Raw genomic sequence first — 17,411 nt, 5'->3', positions numbered from 1 at the left:
ACCGGTCAAGGGTATCTGTGTATGGCAAGCGCCCGTCGACGGGACGTTCCGTCGGCGGGCGCTTGCCATACACAGATACCCTTGACCGGTGACCGACGCCCAAGAAACCGCAGCAGACACACCACTGCGAACCACCGGGGGCGCCCCCCCGGACGACGTCGTTTCGGCGCCGATCCCCCTACTGGAGCCACGCGAGGGCATCCCGCCGGTCGTCGCTGACAACGATGCCCTGGCGGAGGTCGTCGCCGCGTTCGCCGCGGGCACCGGCCCCGTCGCCGTCGACGCCGAGCGCGCCTCCGGATACCGCTACGGCCAGCGCGCCTACCTCGTCCAGCTGCGCCGCGAGGGCGCCGGCAGCGCGCTCATCGACCCGGTCGGCTGCCCCGACCTGTCCGCGCTCGGCGAGGCCATCGCCGACGCCGAATGGGTGCTGCACGCGGCCACCCAGGACCTGCCGTGCCTGCGCGAGATAGGGATGACGCCGACACGGCTGTTCGACACGGAGCTGGCCGGCCGGCTCGCCGGGTTCGCGCGGGTGGGTCTCGGAGCCATGGTGGAGAACGTCCTGGGGTACGCCCTGGAGAAGGGCCACTCCGCCGTCGACTGGTCGACCCGCCCCCTGCCCGACCCCTGGCTGCGCTACGCCGCCCTCGACGTGGAGCTCCTCGTCGACCTGCGCGACGCCCTGGAGGCGGAGCTGGAAAGCCAGGGCAAGCTGGAGTGGGCCCGCCAGGAGTTCGACGCCATCGCCTCCGCGCCGCCCGCCCCGCCCCGCAAGGACCCCTGGCGCCGCACGTCCGGGATGCACAAGGTGCGCAGGCGCCGCCAGATGGCGGTGGTGCGCGAGCTGTGGACCGTACGCGACCAGGTGGCGCAGCGGCGCGACGTCTCGCCGGGCAAGGTGCTCGGCGACGCCGCGATCATCGAGGCGGCCCTGCACATGCCGCCGAACGCGCACGCGCTGGCGGCCCTGCCCGGCTTCGGGCACCGCATGAGCCGCAAGCAGCTGGAGCAGTGGCAGGCGGCGGTCGACCGCGCCCGCGCCGTCCCGGACGCCGAGCTGCCGCAGCCCGGCCAGCCGCTCACCGGCCCGCCGCCGCCGCGCGCCTGGGCCGACAAGGACCCGGCGGCCGCGGCCCGGCTCACGGCGGCCCGTACGGCCGTGTCCGCGCTCGCCGAGCGCCTCACCATGCCGCAGGAGAACCTGATCACGCCGGACACGGTGCGGCGCCTGTGCTGGGAGCCGCCGAAGCCGGCGACTCCCGAGGCGGTGGCGGAGGTCCTCTCCGCGCACGGCGCGCGCCCGTGGCAGATCGAACAGGTGACCCCGGTTCTGGTGAAGGCCCTCACGGAGGCCGAGGCCTGAGCCTGCGGCACCACCCTTTCCCGGGCTGCGCCCCGGCCCCTCCCAGGGGCCGGGGCGCAGCCTTTTGCCTTCGCGCCACCCATCGCCGCAACGGCGCGCGACCACCGCAAACGTCCCCGGCGGTGCCGAACCGCCAGTAGCCCCGCCGCACCCCTCGCCGCTCACGGAATGTGACCTTCGCCGCTCCCCGCCAGGGGACTGGGCAACTTAGTTACCCGTAAGTAGCATGACGGTGTCAGCCCGCACCGCGGCGGAGCCGTCCCCGGCATGCCCGCGCGCAGCGATCCCGCACAGGAGGAGAGCCAAGTGCCTCGTACCGCTAGGGACGTCGTATTCGTCGACGGCGTCCGCACCCCGTTCGGCAAGGCGGGCCCGAAGGGCATCTACCACGAGACCCGCGCCGACGACCTCGTCATCAAGTGCATCCGTGAGCTGCTGCGCCGGAACCCGAACCTGGACCCCGCCAAGATCGACGAGGTCGCCATCGCCGCGACCACGCAGATCGGCGACCAGGGCCTGACCCTCGGCCGTACGGCCGGCATGCTCGCGGGCCTGCCCCAGACCGTGCCCGGCATGTCCATCGACCGCATGTGCGCCGGCGCCATGACCGCCGTGACGACCGTCGCCGGCGGCGTCGCCTTCGGCGCGTACGACATCGCCCTCGCGGGCGGCGTCGAGCACATGGGCCGCCACCCGATGGGCGAGGGCGTCGACCCGAACCCGCGCTTCCTGTCGGAGAAGCTGGTCGACGACTCCGCCCTCGTCATGGGCATGACGGCGGAGAACCTGCACGACCGCTACCCGCAGCTCACCAAGGAGCGCTCGGACGCCTACGCGGTCCGCAGCCAGGAGAAGGCCGCCAAGGCGTACGCCGACGGCAAGATCCAGGCCGACCTGGTGCCGATCTCCGTGCGCCGCACCACCCCCGAGGGCGGGGAGCTGGGCTGGGGCCTGGTCACGGCCGACGAGCCGATGCGCCCGGGCACCACCATGGAAGGCATCGCGAACCTCAAGACGCCGTTCCGCCCGCACGGCCGCGTGACCGCCGCCAACTCCTCCGGCCTCAACGACGGCGCCACCGCCTCGCTGATCGCCGCCGAGGACGTCGCGCGCGAGCTGGGCCTGCCGGTCCGGATGCGCCTCGTCTCGTACTCCTTCGTGGGCGTCGAGCCCGAGGTCATGGGCTACGGCCCGATCCCGGCGACCGAGAAGGCCCTGGCCAAGGCGGGCCTGACGATCGACGACATCGGCCTCTTCGAGCTCAACGAGGCCTACGCCGTGCAGGTGCTCGCGCTCCTGGACCACTACGGCATCGCCGACGACGACCCGCGCGTCAACCAGTACGGCGGCGCCATCGCGTTCGGCCACCCGCTGGCCTCGTCCGGCGTCCGTCTGATGACCCAGCTGGCCCGCCAGTTCGAGGAGCAGCCGCACGTCCGCTACGGCCTGACCTCGATGTGCGTCGGCCTCGGCATGGGCGGCACGGTCATCTGGGAGAACCCCCACTTCGACGGAGGCACCAAGTGAGCACCACCGCTGAACTTCTCAAGGGTGCGGCGGAGCTGTTCCCCGACGAGGTCGTGACCCAGGCGCACGTGCGCCACTTCGACCTCCCCTTCGGCGCGGGGCGCTTCGCGCTCATCACGCTGGACAACGGCCTGGACCACACCAAGCCGACCACCTTCGGCCCGCAGTCGCTCGCGAACCTGAACGCCGCGATCGACCAGGTCGAGAAGGAGGCCGCCGAGGGCTCCGTCACCGGCATCGGCCTCACCGGCAAGCCCTTCATCTTCGCCGTCGGCGCCGACCTCAAGGGCGTCGAGCTGCTGAAGAAGCACGAGGACGCGCTCGCCATCGGCAAGGGCGGCCACGACGTCTTCAAGCGCCTCGCCTCCCTCGCCGTCCCGACGTTCGCGTACTACAACGGCGCGGCCATGGGCGGCGGCGTCGAGGTCGGCCTGCACTGCACGTACCGCACGGTCTCGCGCGCCATCCCGGCCTTCTCCCTGCCCGAGGTCTTCCTCGGCCTGGTCCCCGGCTGGGGCGGCTGCACCCTGCTGCCGAACCTCATCGGCGCCGACCGCGCGGTCTCGGTCATCATCGAGAACTCGCTCAACCAGAACCGCCAGCTCAAGGGCAAGCAGGTCTTCGAGCTCGGCATCGCCGACGCGATCTTCGACGGCGCCGACTTCCTGGAGCAGTCCCTCATCTGGACCGCTCGCGTCCTCAAGGGCGACGTCCAGGTCGACCGCGCCGAGATCGACCGCGGCGAGGCCTGGGACCAGGCCGTCGAGCGCGGCCGCTTCATCGCCGACTCCAAGGTGCACGGCGCCGCCCCGGCCGCCTACCGCGCCCTGGACATCATCTCCGCGGCGAAGAACGGCGACCTGCGCCAGGGCTTCGACGCCGAGGACCAGGCCCTCGCGGACCTGATCATGGGCGACGAGCTGCGCAGCGGCATCTACTCCTTCAACCTGGTGCAGAAGCGCGCCAAGCGCCCGGCCGGTGCCCCCGACCGCTCGCTGGCCCGCCCCGTCACCAAGGTGGGCGTCGTCGGCGCCGGCCTGATGGCCTCCCAGCTCGCGCTGCTCTTCGCGCGCCGCCTGGAGGTCCAGGTCGTCCTCACCGACATCGACCAGGAGCGCATCGACAAGGGCGTCGGCTACGTCCACGGCGAGATCGACAAGCTCCTCGCCAAGGGCCGCATCGGCAACGACAAGGCCAACCGCCTCAAGGCCGCCGTCACCGGCTCCCTCGACAAGGCCGCCGCCTTCGGCGACGCGGACTTCGTCATCGAGGCCGTCTTCGAGGAGATGGGCGTCAAGCAGCAGGTGTTCGCCGAGGTCGAGGCGGTCGTGCCCGCGCACACCATCCTCGCGACGAACACCTCCTCGCTGTCCGTCAGCGAGATGGCGTCCAAGCTCAAGCACCCCGAGCGGGTCGTCGGCTTCCACTTCTTCAACCCGGTCGCGATCCTCCCGCTGCTGGAGATCGTCCGCGGCGAGAAGACGGACGACGCCTCCCTGGCCACGGCCTTCGCCGTCGCGAAGAAGCTGAAGAAGACCGCGGTCCTGGTGAAGGACGCCCCGGCGTTCGTCGTCAACCGCATCCTCACCCGCTTCATGGGCGAGATCCAGAACGTCATCGACGAGGGCACGCCGGTCGCGGTCGCGGAGAAGGCCGTCGAGCCGCTCGGCCTGCCGATGTCCCCGCTGGTGCTGCTTGAGCTCGTCGGCCCGGCCATCGGTCTGCACGTCTCCGAGACGCTGGCCGGCGCGTTCCCCGACCGCTTCAAGGTCTCCCCGAACCTCGCGGCCGTCGTCAAGGCCGGGAAGCGCGGCTTCTACGTCTACGACAGCGGGAAGCCGGAGCTGGACCCGGAGGTCGCGGCGCTGCTGAAGCAGGGCGACTCCGTCCTGACGGAGGAGCAGGTGCGGGCGCGCGTCCTGGAGGCGGTCGCGCAGGAGATCGGCATCATGCTGGACGAGGGCGTCGTCGCCGAGGCGCAGGACATCGACCTGTGCCTGATCACGGGCGCGGGCTGGCCGTTCCATCTGGGCGGCATCACGCCGTACCTGGACCGGGAGGGCGTCTCCGAGCGGGCCGCCGGCCGGCGGTTCCTGCCGGTGGGCGTCGCGAGCGTCCCGGCGTAGTCGCTAGGCGCTGAGCCGTCACGAGGGCCGTACGGGGCTTCCCCGTACGGCCCCCGCTGTTGGCTTGGCGCCGTGGGCACGTGCGGCCCCGTGAAGCTCCAGGCCGTTGCAGGACTGCTTCGCTTTACGTCCTGCAACGGCCCTTCGCGTCCCGGGGCCTTCCGCTACCGCTGCTGCAGGGCTCGGCCCATCGGGGTCGGATAGGCCAAAGGCGCGTAGTCCTCGGGCAGCGTCTCCATCACCGACCGGATGAATGCCGCCGATTCCGACGGTGACAGGGCGCAGGACCTGAGCAGATCGTAGGAGCGCCTGCGGGCGACGACCCTTTCGAGGTCCTCCATCAGCGTCCCGTTGTCGGAGCTCTCTTCCCAAGCCACTTGGGTGTCGTCTGCCAGGGTGAACAGCGCCAGGGAGCCGCCCACCAGGGGGTGCCCTCCATAGGCGAACGGCAGCACCTGCACCACGCCCGCGGACGTCAGCATCAACTCGATCAGCCGGGCGAGCTGCGCCCTCATGACGGCAGGCCCGCCGAAGCCGCGGTGCAGAACAGCCTCATCGAGAATCGCCGAGTATTCCGGCGGATTGTCGCGCCGGAACACGGCTTGCCGACTCATCCGGCGATTCACAGCTTCCTCGATGGCGTCCTCTGTGTCGCGCGGGTAATGCATCTTGTAGAGAGCGCGGGTGAAGTCCGCCGTCTGCAGGAGGCCCGGAACCACCTGGCAGGTGTACTCGGCGATGACGCAGGCCTGTGCTTCCAGATCCATCCGCCTCGCGAGCTGATCCGGAGAACTCTCATTCCGTGCGAGCTGGTACAGCTCACTGAAAATCCCGTCGGTGCCGAACTGGGCATCCAGCAATGCCGGAAGCTCCGGCGGCGGCATCGAATCCGCTGTCTCCACCCTCGCCAAGTGGCTCTTACTGAAGTTCACGATCTCGGCGAGCCGTTCCAGGCTCATGCTCCCGCGATACGCGCGCATCTTTGCACCGAACAAGTGCCGAGCGGACCGGGTGGGCAGCGCCGCACGGTGACGACCGCCTCATGCCTCACCTGCACCATCCTCGTCATGCGCCGCGCCGCGGCCCTCCGGGAGGGCCTCGCCGCCGTCGAGGAGGTCGAGCGCCGCCGCAGGGAACACGTTCAGAACGGACACCGCTAGACCGATCGGGTGAACCCGCCCCTCGCCCGAACAGTGCGACGAAGCGTTTTCCCTCAAGCGCGGCAACGCCCGCAGAGGACACAGCCACCACATGTGATTATCCGTAGAAAGATCCCCATCTTGCCCTCTTTATGACACCCGCGCGAGCCTGTCACGTGCCTCGCAGGTGGAGACGCCGGAGACAGGCCGGCGCACTCGGGGCCAGAAGGGGGAACGAGTGAGAATCCTCAAGTCTCTGGGAGTCATCGTGGCCACGATGATGCTCGCTCTCGGCATCGGTGCGGGGCTGGCTCCGTCGGCGTACGCCGTCAAGGCGGGGCCGAACGACGCGAGTTACAGCGCCGAGAACCTCATCGATCGCAGTGAGGCTCCCAGGACCGGCACCGCGTCTCAGGGCGCGACCAACGACCGGCTTCCCCCGCAGGCGGAGTCCCTGCAGTGCCGGGACGCGTACCTGTCGGGTCCGACGTTCGCCATCACGTGCTCCGGCAACAGGTTCTACGTCTGGGCCGACTGCTCGAACGGATACCGGTACACGGTGGGCCCGTTCAACGGGACGTACCGCGTGACCATCACCTGCCCGGCCGGCTCCCGCGCCCTGCAGGGCGGCGCGTACGGCAGCTGATCACCCCCGGTTCGCCCTGCCGGTCCCCTGACCGGCAGGGCGAACCCGTACGGACCGCGGCCGCCGGCATCGCGAGCGTCACTCAACGAGGGCATGGCCCCCGTCGGCGAGGATGTCGGGACGCCGACCCCGGCTACCCGGACTTCTTCGAGCTCAAGCGCACCCGCACGGGCGGCCTGGACTTCAGCTGAGCGCTCCGGCCGAAGCGGGCCCCGGGCATCGACAGCTCTCGCCCGTACGAGTGTCAGTGGGTGTCGCTAGGCTTGACCCTTTTGGCGCGGACCGCGTGAAGCGCCCCCGCAGACCCGGAAAATGACGGTCAGATACGGACAGCCCCCGAGCATTTTCGTGTGTACCTCGTCACCCATTTGAGGTGATCCGAGTCACATCGCCCTGCCGGTCCCGGCGGTGAGCTGCCTGGTTTCCGATTCCGACAACAGGAGAGGGCGATTCAACATGCGATCGCATGTCGCGTCTTCGTTGATGGACAAGGCAAGATGGGGAACATGTCGGCACAGAAGTGTGATCGGCATCACTTCTGCAGCGTTCGCCTTGCGTACGCCGCGGTAACAGCATTCGGGCACGGCGAAGGCCCCACCCCGTGCCGGCCTAGCAACCAGGTGAGGCCTTCTCTCGACGCTCCGTCTGCAGCGTGGGCCCCGGCCTCTTGGGCCGGGGCCTTACGCGTTCTCGGACAACAGGTCTCGCACGATCTTGTAGAGCGTGTAGACCGGCCCCAGCCAGCGGGCCGACCTGTACGGCCGGTCCCCCTTGCTGCAGTACGGACAGCGCCCCTCCGGCCTGTGTGCCATTGGGTTTCACCCCTCTCCGGGCCCACGGCCTTCGTGGACTCCGCGGAGGCTCACGAGGCGTCCAGGACCCTGGGGGTGAATCGATGGGGATAACCGTACCCGTGCGAGGGGACGCCTGTTGTTCCGTCAACTCCTGCCGAGAGCCGGTGTTGCAGGCACTGCGTGCCACTCGTCACCCGTCAAAGGCTGATGCCGTGTTAACCACCTTCGGCCACCCTGCCGTCCACCTGCGGAAGGAGCGCGCGCAGGCCGGGTACGCAGTGTCAGTTCCCGAACACCCCGTAACCCATCTCACACTTGGAGTGAGGTTCACCACGCACCTCACCTGTATCGCGCATCGATTTTCGGCGCCGCGCCCCCGTCAGTGCGAGCCCGCGCCCCACGTCTTGGCGATCTCCACCAGCGCCCGCACCGCCTTCGCGATCAGCGCGGCGTCGTCCCGTACCCGCCGGTTGTGCTCGACGTGGAGGAACGGCACGCTGGCCTCCTCCGCGTCCTCGCCCTCGACGTTCGTGCGGCCTTCGAGGCGGCCGCAGTAGCGCTCCCAGACCTCGCAGACGCGCAGGCCCTGCGCGCGGTAGGCGGTGGCGAGGCGGCGGGCGGAGGGCAGGCCCGTCTCGCCGCTGCCCGGGGAGACGACGACGTCGTGGTCGGGCAGGCTGCTGTCGGCGAAGCCGTGGACCTGGACGGCGGGGAGGCGGCGCTCGGCGAGGGCGCCGGCGACCGCGGCGAAGACGGAGTCGCGGCGGTGGGCGACGTCCGCGGCGTCGGGCCCGGCGCCGGAGTCCGCCGCGCGGTGGGCGCCGGCGAGGACGAGGACGCCGCCGGGCGCGCCGCGCAGCAGGCCGATGCCGAGCTGCTCGGTGTGCTGGTCGGCGGAGGGGTGCGGGACCTGGACCTGCCAGCGGGCCGGGCCGCGCAGGTCGGCGTAGATACGGCCCCAGCCGCGGCGGACCTCGCCCTCGCGCGTGGCGTCGGCGATCTCCGCGTAACGGGCGCCGCCGCTGTCGGCGAGGGTGCGGACGGCGTAGCCCACGCCCGCCAGGCGGCGGGCGGCCGCGGGGCGGTCGCCGTCGAGGAGGGCGCGGACGCCGTCGGCGACGGCGCGGCGCTCGCGCTCGGTGGGGAGGCGGTAGCTGCCGTCGGCGGTGATGCCGGCGGTGTAGTCGGTGATGCGGCGGCCGAGGTCGACGCTCGCCGTGGGCTCGGGGGCGGCCTTGCGCGAGGTGACGCCGTCCTTGCGGGCCGCGGGCCCGTCCGCGGCGGGCGCGCCCCCGCAGCCGGCCGTCCCGGCGAGGGCCAGCGCGCCGAGCAGCACGCAGGTCAGCACGGCGCGTGCGGGGCGCGCGGTGCGGGCTGTGCTGGCGGCGATCTCGTAGGCCGGCCGGGTCCTCATGCGGGCAAAAGTACCCCGGAGAGAAGCAGTCTTCCGCCTCCTACTTCAACTGGTCCCGCTAAGCACGCATATGAGGCGCGCGTCGTCAAGGTTTTGTCTGTCCTTTAACTTCCACTTAGAATTCAGCGGTTCCCGTTAGTTCATCCTGATGTGCGGCAAGCGGAACAAGGTATTCCGCCGACCCCGGCAATGCCGAGCCGCGGCCGAAAGGAATGCCAGGAATGCCGCTGTCCGCCCCGCGCGGCGCGCGCCGGCGCAAGCTGCGCCGACGCGCCGACATGCCTCTCCTCGGCGGCGCCCGCCCGCCGATCGCCGCACTCCTGGCTCTCCTGCTGCTGGTCGCGGGCGCGACCGCGCTCGTACTGGGCGACCACGACCGGTCCGCCGCCGGCAAGGCCGTCCTCTCCTCGCAGCAGCGGGTCGCGGAGGACGGCGCCCTCGCTCTGCGCGCCTCCCTCGACGAGAGCGTCACCGACCTCCAGCGCGCGGCCGCGCTCTTCGCCGGCCCCGAGGCCGTACCGGCCGACACCGTCCTGGACAAGCTGGGCAAGGTCTACAACAAGTGGCGCGGCCTCGCCGTCACCGACCCCGCGGACGGCACGCTCCTCGCCGCCCGCGGTGAAACGATTCCGCTGGCCGACGCCCTGAAGAACGGGACGGACAACTCCGGCAAACAGGACAGCAAGGACGGAACCCCCGTCCCCCGCCTCGTCAAACTCCCCTCCGGCGACACCCGCATGCTCGTCACCGCCGCCCTCCGCGGCGGCGACAAGCCGCGCCTCCTCGTCGCCTCCGGCACCCTCAACGTGCCCGGCATCTCCACCGGCGAGAACCGCTCCCTGCTCGTCGTCGACTCCGCCGGCACGGTCCTGGCCAAGGACGGCCCGTCGATCGCCCGCACCGCGTGGGCCAAGCGCGCCGCGAAGACGGCGGCCGCGGCCTCCGGCAGGACGCCCGAGCCCGGCGGCCACCCCGGCGCGAGCGGCAGCCTCATGGGCGGTACGGACAAGCACCGCACGGCCGTCGGCTACGCGGCGGCGGGCCGCGCGCCCGGCGAGAGCAGCCCGGCGGGCGGTCTCGGCCTGTCCGTCGTCACCTCGGTCAAGGTCACTGAGGACGCCAAGGCGGTGCGCACCCAGGCCTTCGGCCTCGTCGCCGCCGCCGTACTGCTGGTCCTCGCCGTACTCGTGACCTGGATCCTGATCCGTACGGTCCAGCGCCCGCTGATCGGGCTGTACCTGGAGAGCCGCCGCCTCGGCCGCGGCGAGCTCGACCGCCCCGTGCGCGCCTTCCGCGGCCGCGAGCCGGCCCGGATCGGCGCCGCCCTGGAGAGCCTGCGCGGCCAGCTCCTCGGCGGGCGCCCCACCCGCGCGGGCCGGGCCCGCGGCGGCATCGGCACGCGCACCACCGTCCTCGTCTGCGGCGCGCTCCTGCTCGCCTGGGCCGCACCGCTCCTGCTGCTGCTCAACCGGGCCGGCAGCGGCGTGACCGTACCCAAGCAGCTGGTCGAGGACCAGCGGCGGCGTACGGACACCGCCGCCGACCGCGTCCGCAAGGCCCTCAACGAGGGCTGGGCCGACGTGGCCTCCGTCGCGCAGATCGTCGGCGCGGGCGGCGAGCCCGAGGACAAGGCGGATAGGGCGGATAGGGCGGATAGGGCGGATAGGCCAGATACCGCAGATAAGGCAGACAAAGCGGCCAAGGAAGACGGCGGCGCGGACAGCGCCACCAAGGCCGTCCTGCAGACGACCCTGCGCGAGCACCCCCGCTACCGCTCCGTCTACGTCCTCGACGGCGACGGCAAGGTCCTCACCCGGGCCGGGGCCGCGCCGCGCCACCCGGCCGGGCAGAAGCCCCGCGCGGACTCCGTCGCCCAGCTCAACACCTCCGGCAAGGAGCCGGCCGTCGCCGCGTACGCCGCCGTGCCCGGCGGCAAGGGCCGCACCGTCGTCGGCGAGTACGACCCGCAGTTCCTGATCTCCATGGTCACCCGGCCCGGCCTCGGCCAGGTCTGGCTCGTGGACGAGGGGCACCGCATCATCGCCGCCGACCGCCAGCACGGCTTCCGCGCCTTCGCCAAGCTGCCCGGCGACCACCTGAACGACCTCGTCACCAAGGCGCGCAAGGACACCGACGGCACCGCCCTCCTGCACCGCGCCGGCGGCGGCTCCTCCCTCGCTGCCGCGGCGTCCTTCACCGGCGGCGGCGCCGTCCGCGACCTCGGCTGGCAGGTCGTCAGCGAACAGCCGGCGTCCTGGCTGGAGCTGCCCGAGTACACCGCGCAGCGCCACACCATGCTCGCCGGGCTGCTCGGCGTGACCGCCGCCGTCGCCTGCCTGGGCTGGCTGCACATCATCGTGATCCGCCCGCTGCGCGCGCTCGCGGACCAGGCCGAGGCGCTGGCCGGCGGCGACCGCAGGACCGTGCTGTTCCCGCAGCACCACGACGAGGCGGGCGCGGTCGTCCGCAACCTCGAACTGATCCGGCAGCAGCTGCGCACCGCCGAGCGACCGCCGGCCGGAAGGAACTGACGCGTGCTCTTCCTCTATACGGTCCTGGTGATCTGCTGCGCGATCGTCCTGGTCGCGGGCGTGATCGAGCAGCGCCGGCACTTCACCAACCTCGACATGATCCCCACCCGGGTGCTGATCAACGGCATCCGCGGCAAGAGCTCCATCACCCGGCTGTGCGCGGGCGCGCTGCGCGGCGGCGGGCTGGTCACGGTCGCCAAGACCACCGGCACCGCGGCCCGCTTCATCCACCCGGACGCCACCGAGGAGCCCGTCTACCGCAAGTTCGGCATCGCCAACGTCGTCGAGCAGATCGGCATCGTGCGGCGCGCGGCCGCGTACCGGCCGCACGCGCTGGTCATCGAGTGCATGGCCGTCATGCCGGCCCTGCAGGAGGTCAACCAGACCAAGCTGATCCGCTCCACCATCGGCGTGCTGTGCAATGTCCGCGAGGACCACCTGGCGGAGATGGGCCCCACCCTGGACGACGTCGCCCGCTCGCTGAGCCGCTCCATGCCGCACGGCGGGATCTGCGTCACCGCCGAGCGCGACCGGCTGCACATCCTGCGCGAGGAGGCCGCCAAGCGCGACTGCGAGCTGATCGCGGTGGACCCGGAGACGGTCACCGACGCCGAGCTGCGCGGCTTCAGCTGGTTCACGTTCAAGGAGAACGTCGCCATCGCGCTCGCCGTCGCCGAGCTCCTCGGCGTCGACCGGGCCACCGCCCTGCAGGGCATGTACGACGCGCCGCCGGACCCCGGCGTGCTGTCCGTCGAGCGCTACCTCACCCCCGAGGGCATGCCGTTCCGGTTCGCCAACATCTTCGCGGCCAACGACCCCGAGTCGACCCTCATGAACGTCGAGCAGCTGCTCAGCCTCGGTGCCATCGAGCGGCCCCTGCACGTCCTCATCAACTGCCGCCCCGACCGCGTCGAGCGCAACGGCCAGATGGGCGAGCTCATCCCCCGCCTCGCCCCCGAGTCGGTCTTCCTCATCGGCCACCCGACCAAGAGCGCCGCCGACGCGATCCCCGCCGACTGGCGCTCGCGCATCGTCGACCTCGGCGGCGACCGCCGGGACCCGGCCGAACTGGAGCGGGAGATCCTGGACCGGCTCGGGCCGGGCGCCTCGCTCATCGCCATCGGCAACATCCACGGACAGGGCGAGCTGCTGCTGGAGCGGCTGGCGGAACTGCCGGCGGACGAGGAGCCGGCGCAGCACGCAGCGACGGAGCAGGAGGTACTGGCGGCGCAGCACGTACAGGCGGCGCAGCACGTACAGCCGGGTCCGGGGCCGGAGGAGCCCCCGGTCTACGTCCCGACGTACATCGACACAGACCACGCATATCCCGTGTACCGCGCAGACCACACCCATCCAGGAGACTTCCGTTGATCCCCGCCGTCCTCACCCCGGAGATCGCCGCCATCGGGATCGCCCTCGGACTGCTGTTCTCCCTGGTCTGCTACCTGACGACCAACCTCTCCCCCGGCGGCATGATCACGCCGGGCTGGCTGGCCCTCACCCTCGTCGAGAGCCTCCAGCGCGCCGCCATGGTCGTCGGCATCACCGTCCTGACGTACCTGGCCACGCTGCTGCTGCAGCGGTACGTGATCCTCTACGGCAAGCGGCTGTTCGCGGCGGTCGTGCTGACCGGTGTCGTGCTGCAGGCGACGCTGTACGTGATCCTGCAGCAGCAGTTCCCGCTGATGTACGCGAACCAGACGCTCGGCTTCATCGTCCCCGGCCTGATCGCGTACCAGCTCGTGCGCCAGCCGCGCGGCGCGACCCTGCTGGCCACCGGCACGGTCTCGCTCGCCAACTACGTCGTCCTGACCGCCGGCATCCTGCTGGGCTTCATGCCCACCGCCTGAGCCTTCCCGACCACGGAGCAGCCCCATGACGAAGGACCGGAACAAGGACCGGAAGAAGGCCCGTAAGCAGACCCGTAGGCAGGCCCGGAACAAGGGCCTGACCGGCCGCCACGCCCTCCACACCCTGGTCGTGCTGGGCCTGCTCGGCACCAGCGCGTACCTCACGGTGGAGCTGCGCGAGAAGCAGGACGGGGCCGCGCCGCCGGTGCAGTCCGTCGCCGGCGCCGGGAAGGCGTCCGGCAGCAAGCCGGCCTCCGGGGAGCGCCGCTTCGAGCGGCTGGCCAACCCGGCCCGCACGGTCGTGCGCGCGGCGGACGGCGGCGTCCTCGCCACCTTCACCGACGGCGCCCGCACCGCGGTCCTCACCGGCGCGAGCCGCACCTTCACCGAGCCCAAGCACACGGACGCGAAGGTGACCACGGACAGCTGGGTGCGGCTGCTGCCGGAGGCGTGGAAGGAGGGCTCCGAGAAGGCGGCCTGGTTCAAGGACTGGTTCAGCAGGTCCCTTGGCAGCAAGGACCCCGACATCTTCGCCTTCGCCATGGAATACCTGGAGGGCGCCCCGCAGAAGAAGGACGCCCAGGGCGTCCCGTACGCCGGCGACGCCCAGTTCGGCCCGCCGAACCCCAACGGCTCCGTCGCCGGCGACCTCCGCCTCGAACAGTCCGACTTCTACGACTACCTGGGCATCCCGTACCGCTTCCGCGACGGCACCGTCGAACGCCCCGAGCCGGCGCGCTTCCGGGCCATGGACTGCTCGGGCTTCGTCCGCACGGTCTTCGGCTACCGGGCCCGCTACCCCCTCCTGGCCAAGGACGCCAAGGGCGACGGCCTGCCCCGCACGGCCGACGGCATGGCGCGGCTCTCCCCCGGCGTGCCGGTGCTGGAGCTCAGCGGCAAGCGCCCCGACAGCACCGACAAGCTGCAGCCGGGCGACCTGGTCTTCTTCGAGATCGACAAGCGCACCGGCGAACGCCTCGACCACGTCGGCATCTACCTGGGCCTCGACACCGACGGCAAGCCCCGCTTCATCTCCAGCCGCGAAGAAGCCAACGGCCCCACCTTCGGCGACAAGGGCGGCACGGCCCGCCTGGACGGCAACGGCTTCTACGCCACGGGACTGCGAAGCGCGAAGCGGCTCTGACGGACGGCGGCAGCGCCCAGCCCTGTGGCGCCCCGCCCTGCAGCACGGCAAACTTACCGATTCCCGCGCCGCCCGCTCGGCGCACCCGGCCACCCGGCCCCGGCCGACCGGCCCTGGACGACCGGGGCTTGCTGATCCGTCAAGGACGCGCAATCGCGGTATGGACCGCACTTTCGGCTATGCCGCGACGGGCCGTCAGGTCTCGACGTCACCAAGTCCACCGAGGGAACGACGCTCACCACGTTCGAGTACGCCTACGACGACGGGCGAGCGGAAGGCCACGTACGACGCCCGCAACCGGATGCGGACCAACGGCGAGGCCACCTACAGCTACACCCCGCGGTACCCGGAAGTCCTCGACAACGTCCGGCCTCGCCGAGGAGAACCGCACACAGACATCCCGGCAAATAAAGAAGCAAGGCCTTGAAATCGGCGACCGAGTGTGTCAGATCAACATAAGCAAACGATGTCAGGGAAGGGACGGGATGGAGCTGTGACGTTGCTGGATCTGGACGTAAAGAAGACAGTTGGTACGTCAGCGGGGATGTTTGCCTTGTGGCGAATCTCCCGCTTCGCCGAGGTGACCGATCCGGAGGCCTGGGAGGACGAGGTCGCGGAGGAAGAGAGCCTCACCGAAGCCATCACGGAAGGCGCCTTGGTGCCCGTCAACATCGGCGGTGACGGCGCCTACCAGTTCACCGTTCGCGGCGTCTCGGCGCTCGGCAGCCTATCGGAGCGCGAGGCATCGTTCCGCCTCGTTTCGTCACAGCCCTACCTCCTGGTTTCTGATGGCCTAGTAGGACTGGGAGGCCTTGAGGCGGTCGGAGAATACACCGGCGCTGACCGACTCCGACTTCCGGTCGAATCAGGAAGATATGCCGTCCAGATTCACCTGATTGACTGGAAGGCTGAACCTGGAGCACTCGGCGCGGACGGCAGGCCAGCAGCAAACGCCTTGCCGGACTTTGTGATTGAAATCTGCCGAGAATCACCGAAGGAAAACAGCGAATACCGCAGAAACGTAGTCACGTTTACCAGGCAATGACACCTCTAGCGCGAGGTCGACTGTAGGGCCATAAAGGCGCCTGCCTGCAAAGTGAGCGAAGGAGCCCTGCCAGGCGTTGCCTGGCAGGGCTCCTTTTGCCGGCGGCCGCCGGTCCCTACACCCGCTGCCACTCGCCCAGGGCCAGCCCCGGCTCGCCGGTTCGCTGGCGGGCCACGCGGAGGTGGCCGTCCGTGCCGAGCACCGCGGCCGTCACGCGGCCGTTGCCGTCCACCGCCAGTGCCGGGGCGCCCGTGAACTCCTCGCCCGTCTCCGACCACTGCGCCGGCAGCGTCTCGTCGCCGCTGGGGCAGACCGCGACGGCCAGGAGACCGGACGCGGCCCGCTGGGCCAGGACCGTGCAGTCGTGGCCGTCGAGGACGGCGTGCAGGACGGCGACGGGCCCGCTGCCCATGCCGCCCACGGACGTGACCGAGGGGTCTTCGTCGGCCGCACCCTGCGGCGCGAGCGTCTGCAGCTCCCCGTCCGCCGCGTCCCGCCAGAAGTGCGTGACGCGGTCGTCACCGGTGACCCCCGAGGCGGAGGAACCGGCCGCGGGCTTCGCGGGGACGTTGAGCACGCGCCGCACCGGCCCGCCCGGCTGCTCCTGCCGCCAGCGCAGCACGAACTCCGCGGCGGGAGCGATCAGTTCCACACGCCCGGACGGCGTCGCGACGGCGGTCAGCGCGTCGAGGACGTGACTGCCCTTCATATCGGTCCAGGGGCCCCAGATGCCGCGCGCGTCCTGCCGCCGCCCGCACACTCCGCCGCCGGAGTTGCGGACGAAGACGTGCAGTCCGGCGGAGTCCACGGCGGCCGCGGGGGCGCCGATCTGGGCCGAGCGCTGCCAGTCCTGGCCGTGGGGCGAGCCGAGGGAGCGCCAGTTCGTGGGCGGCCGGCCCGACTGGAACTGGGTGGCGTAGACCACGTCGGTCTCGGTGTGCTCCTCGACCTCGCGGCGCCGCACGCCGACCAGGTGGACGTAGCCCTTCGGACCCTGCGCTATGGACAGGAACGGCTCCAGGCCGGGCATCGGCAGCAGCTCCGGGCCCGTCCAGCCGGGGCCGCCGGGCCGGGTCTCGGTCCAGCGCACGACACCGCCCTCGGCCGGTGCGTAGGCCGTCAGGCGGCCGTCGCTCCCCGTCAGTAGCCAGCCGGTGACCGGGGTGGCCGTACGCACTGCCATGACTCGCTGCCAGCCTTTCTCGCACGCGGCTCTCGCACTCGCTCGCATGCGGCTCTCGCACTCGGCCTCGGTCGCACTGCGCTCGGAGCCCGTTTGTCGACCCTCGACAATAACATCGTGGCCGGTCAGGGCGGTCGGCCACGGTGGGCGTGCGGGGCCGCGGGCGTGCGAGGCTGTGGGCATGAGCGCTCTTCTCGTCGTGGATTCCGCGAACGTCGTCGGTTCGGTGCCGGACGGCTGGTGGCGCGACCGCCACGGGGCGGCGGTACGGCTGCGGGACCGTATCGCCGCGTACGCGGCGGCCGGGGAACGAACGCTGTTCGCGGGCGCGCCGGAGGTCGTCCTCGTGGTCGAGGGCGCGGCGCGGGACGTCGGCCCGGTGCCGGGCGTACGCGTCGAGCGGGCCGCCGGCAGCGGCGACGACAAGATCGTCGAGCTGGTGGCGGCACGGGCACCGGGACGGGCCTGCGTGGTGGTCACGGCCGACCGTGAGCTGCGGGAGCGCGTCACGGCCCTCGGAGCGGAGGTCACCGGGCCGAGCGCGCTCCAGCCGTAGACCGGGCGGGCTCCAGCCGTAGACCGGCCGGGCGGGCCCGGGACTCCTGAGCCCCGAGCCCGCAGGCCCCCGGGCCCCAGGCCCCCAGGC

Annotated in this window: 14 protein-coding genes; 11 read left to right on the top strand and 3 right to left on the bottom strand. The window is 71.5% G+C overall.

From position 1 onward, the window contains the following. Window positions 1-88 precede the first annotated feature (88 nt). From ACSNOH_RS24100 to ACSNOH_RS24090, 3 genes are all read left to right on the top strand, one after another. Window positions 89-1,366 carry an HRDC domain-containing protein gene (locus tag ACSNOH_RS24100; protein WP_436723516.1) on the top strand — a complete coding sequence of 426 codons (1,278 nt, stop codon included), beginning with the start codon at window positions 89-91 and terminating at the stop codon, window positions 1,364-1,366. A gap of 306 nt (window positions 1,367-1,672) precedes the next feature. Continuing rightward, complete coding sequence (locus ACSNOH_RS24095) at window positions 1,673-2,893, top strand: thiolase family protein (RefSeq protein ID WP_436723515.1); 1,221 nt, start codon at window positions 1,673-1,675, stop codon at window positions 2,891-2,893. Further along, window positions 2,890-5,019 (top strand): 3-hydroxyacyl-CoA dehydrogenase NAD-binding domain-containing protein, encoded by a 2,130-nt coding sequence (locus tag ACSNOH_RS24090; RefSeq protein ID WP_436723514.1) that lies wholly within the window; start codon window positions 2,890-2,892, stop codon window positions 5,017-5,019. Before ACSNOH_RS24095 ends, ACSNOH_RS24090 begins: the two co-directional genes overlap by 4 nt. 164 nt (window positions 5,020-5,183) lie before the next feature. Here ACSNOH_RS24090 and ACSNOH_RS24085 read toward each other — a convergent pair whose 3' ends face one another. Next, on the bottom strand, window positions 5,184-5,978 hold the full coding sequence (locus ACSNOH_RS24085) for a DUF5753 domain-containing protein (RefSeq protein WP_436723513.1): 795 nt from the start codon (window positions 5,976-5,978) through the stop codon (window positions 5,184-5,186). A gap of 69 nt (window positions 5,979-6,047) precedes the next feature. On the opposite strand from ACSNOH_RS24085, the gene ACSNOH_RS24080 reads away from it, so the two are divergent. Beyond that, a complete protein-coding gene (locus tag ACSNOH_RS24080; RefSeq protein ID WP_436723512.1) occupies window positions 6,048-6,179 on the top strand; it encodes a hypothetical protein in 132 nt (43 codons plus the stop codon). A gap of 217 nt (window positions 6,180-6,396) precedes the next feature. After that, complete coding sequence (locus tag ACSNOH_RS24075) at window positions 6,397-6,804, top strand: hypothetical protein (protein ID WP_436723511.1); 408 nt, start codon at window positions 6,397-6,399, stop codon at window positions 6,802-6,804. Window positions 6,805-7,977: 1,173 nt separating this feature from the next. Here ACSNOH_RS24075 and ACSNOH_RS24070 read toward each other — a convergent pair. Beyond that, the gene (locus tag ACSNOH_RS24070; RefSeq protein ID WP_436723510.1) at window positions 7,978-9,012 is read right to left on the bottom strand and encodes a hypothetical protein; all 1,035 of its coding nucleotides are present in this window, start codon (window positions 9,010-9,012) and stop codon (window positions 7,978-7,980) included. A 221-nt stretch (window positions 9,013-9,233) separates the two neighbouring features. On the opposite strand from ACSNOH_RS24070, the gene ACSNOH_RS24065 reads away from it, so the two are divergent. The 5 genes from ACSNOH_RS24065 to ACSNOH_RS24045 all read left to right on the top strand — a co-directional run bounded on the left by ACSNOH_RS24065 (window position 9,234) and on the right by ACSNOH_RS24045 (window position 15,582). After that, the gene (locus tag ACSNOH_RS24065) at window positions 9,234-11,543 is read left to right on the top strand and encodes a HAMP domain-containing protein (RefSeq protein ID WP_436723509.1); all 2,310 of its coding nucleotides are present in this window, start codon (window positions 9,234-9,236) and stop codon (window positions 11,541-11,543) included. A 3-nt stretch (window positions 11,544-11,546) separates the two neighbouring features. Next, the gene (pgsB, locus tag ACSNOH_RS24060; protein ID WP_436723508.1) at window positions 11,547-12,914 is read left to right on the top strand and encodes a poly-gamma-glutamate synthase PgsB; all 1,368 of its coding nucleotides are present in this window, start codon (window positions 11,547-11,549) and stop codon (window positions 12,912-12,914) included. Next, a complete protein-coding gene (locus tag ACSNOH_RS24055; RefSeq protein ID WP_030365939.1) occupies window positions 12,911-13,393 on the top strand; it encodes a poly-gamma-glutamate biosynthesis protein PgsC/CapC in 483 nt (160 codons plus the stop codon). Before pgsB ends, ACSNOH_RS24055 begins: the two co-directional genes overlap by 4 nt. A 25-nt stretch (window positions 13,394-13,418) precedes the next feature. Then, on the top strand, window positions 13,419-14,537 hold the full coding sequence (locus tag ACSNOH_RS24050; protein ID WP_436723507.1) for a C40 family peptidase: 1,119 nt from the start codon (window positions 13,419-13,421) through the stop codon (window positions 14,535-14,537). Between the two features lie 499 nt (window positions 14,538-15,036). Beyond that, complete coding sequence (locus ACSNOH_RS24045) at window positions 15,037-15,582, top strand: hypothetical protein (RefSeq protein WP_436723506.1); 546 nt, start codon at window positions 15,037-15,039, stop codon at window positions 15,580-15,582. Window positions 15,583-15,697: 115 nt separating this feature from the next. Here ACSNOH_RS24045 and ACSNOH_RS24040 read toward each other — a convergent pair whose 3' ends face one another. After that, a complete protein-coding gene (locus ACSNOH_RS24040; RefSeq protein WP_436723505.1) occupies window positions 15,698-16,765 on the bottom strand; it encodes a hypothetical protein in 1,068 nt (355 codons plus the stop codon). 181 nt (window positions 16,766-16,946) lie between these two features. Between ACSNOH_RS24040 and ACSNOH_RS24035 the strand changes: the two genes are divergently transcribed. Next, window positions 16,947-17,321 (top strand): NTP pyrophosphohydrolase, encoded by a 375-nt coding sequence (locus tag ACSNOH_RS24035; protein WP_436723504.1) that lies wholly within the window; start codon window positions 16,947-16,949, stop codon window positions 17,319-17,321. Window positions 17,322-17,411: the final 90 nt, after the last annotated feature.

Source organism: Streptomyces sp. URMC 127 (assembly GCF_051386535.1).
Classification (GTDB): Bacteria; Actinomycetota; Actinomycetes; order Streptomycetales; family Streptomycetaceae; genus Streptomyces.
The sequence above is the reverse complement of the archived record's forward strand: the minus strand, read 5'-3'. Positions and strand labels throughout refer to the sequence as shown.

What these genes read in the sequence shown, in the direction of transcription:
- ACSNOH_RS24085 (WP_436723513.1), bottom strand. Translation starts at nt 5,978, where the DNA reads ATGAGCCTGGAACGGCTCGCCGAGATCGTGAACTTCAGTAAGAGCCAC.
- ACSNOH_RS24070 (WP_436723510.1), bottom strand. Translation starts at nt 9,012, where the DNA reads ATGAGGACCCGGCCGGCCTACGAGATCGCCGCCAGCACAGCCCGCACC.
- ACSNOH_RS24065 (WP_436723509.1), top strand. Translation starts at nt 9,234, where the DNA reads ATGCCGCTGTCCGCCCCGCGCGGCGCGCGCCGGCGCAAGCTGCGCCGA.
- ACSNOH_RS24050 (WP_436723507.1), top strand. Translation starts at nt 13,419, where the DNA reads ATGACGAAGGACCGGAACAAGGACCGGAAGAAGGCCCGTAAGCAGACC.
- ACSNOH_RS24040 (WP_436723505.1), bottom strand. Translation starts at nt 16,765, where the DNA reads ATGGCAGTGCGTACGGCCACCCCGGTCACCGGCTGGCTACTGACGGGG.
- ACSNOH_RS24035 (WP_436723504.1), top strand. Translation starts at nt 16,947, where the DNA reads ATGAGCGCTCTTCTCGTCGTGGATTCCGCGAACGTCGTCGGTTCGGTG.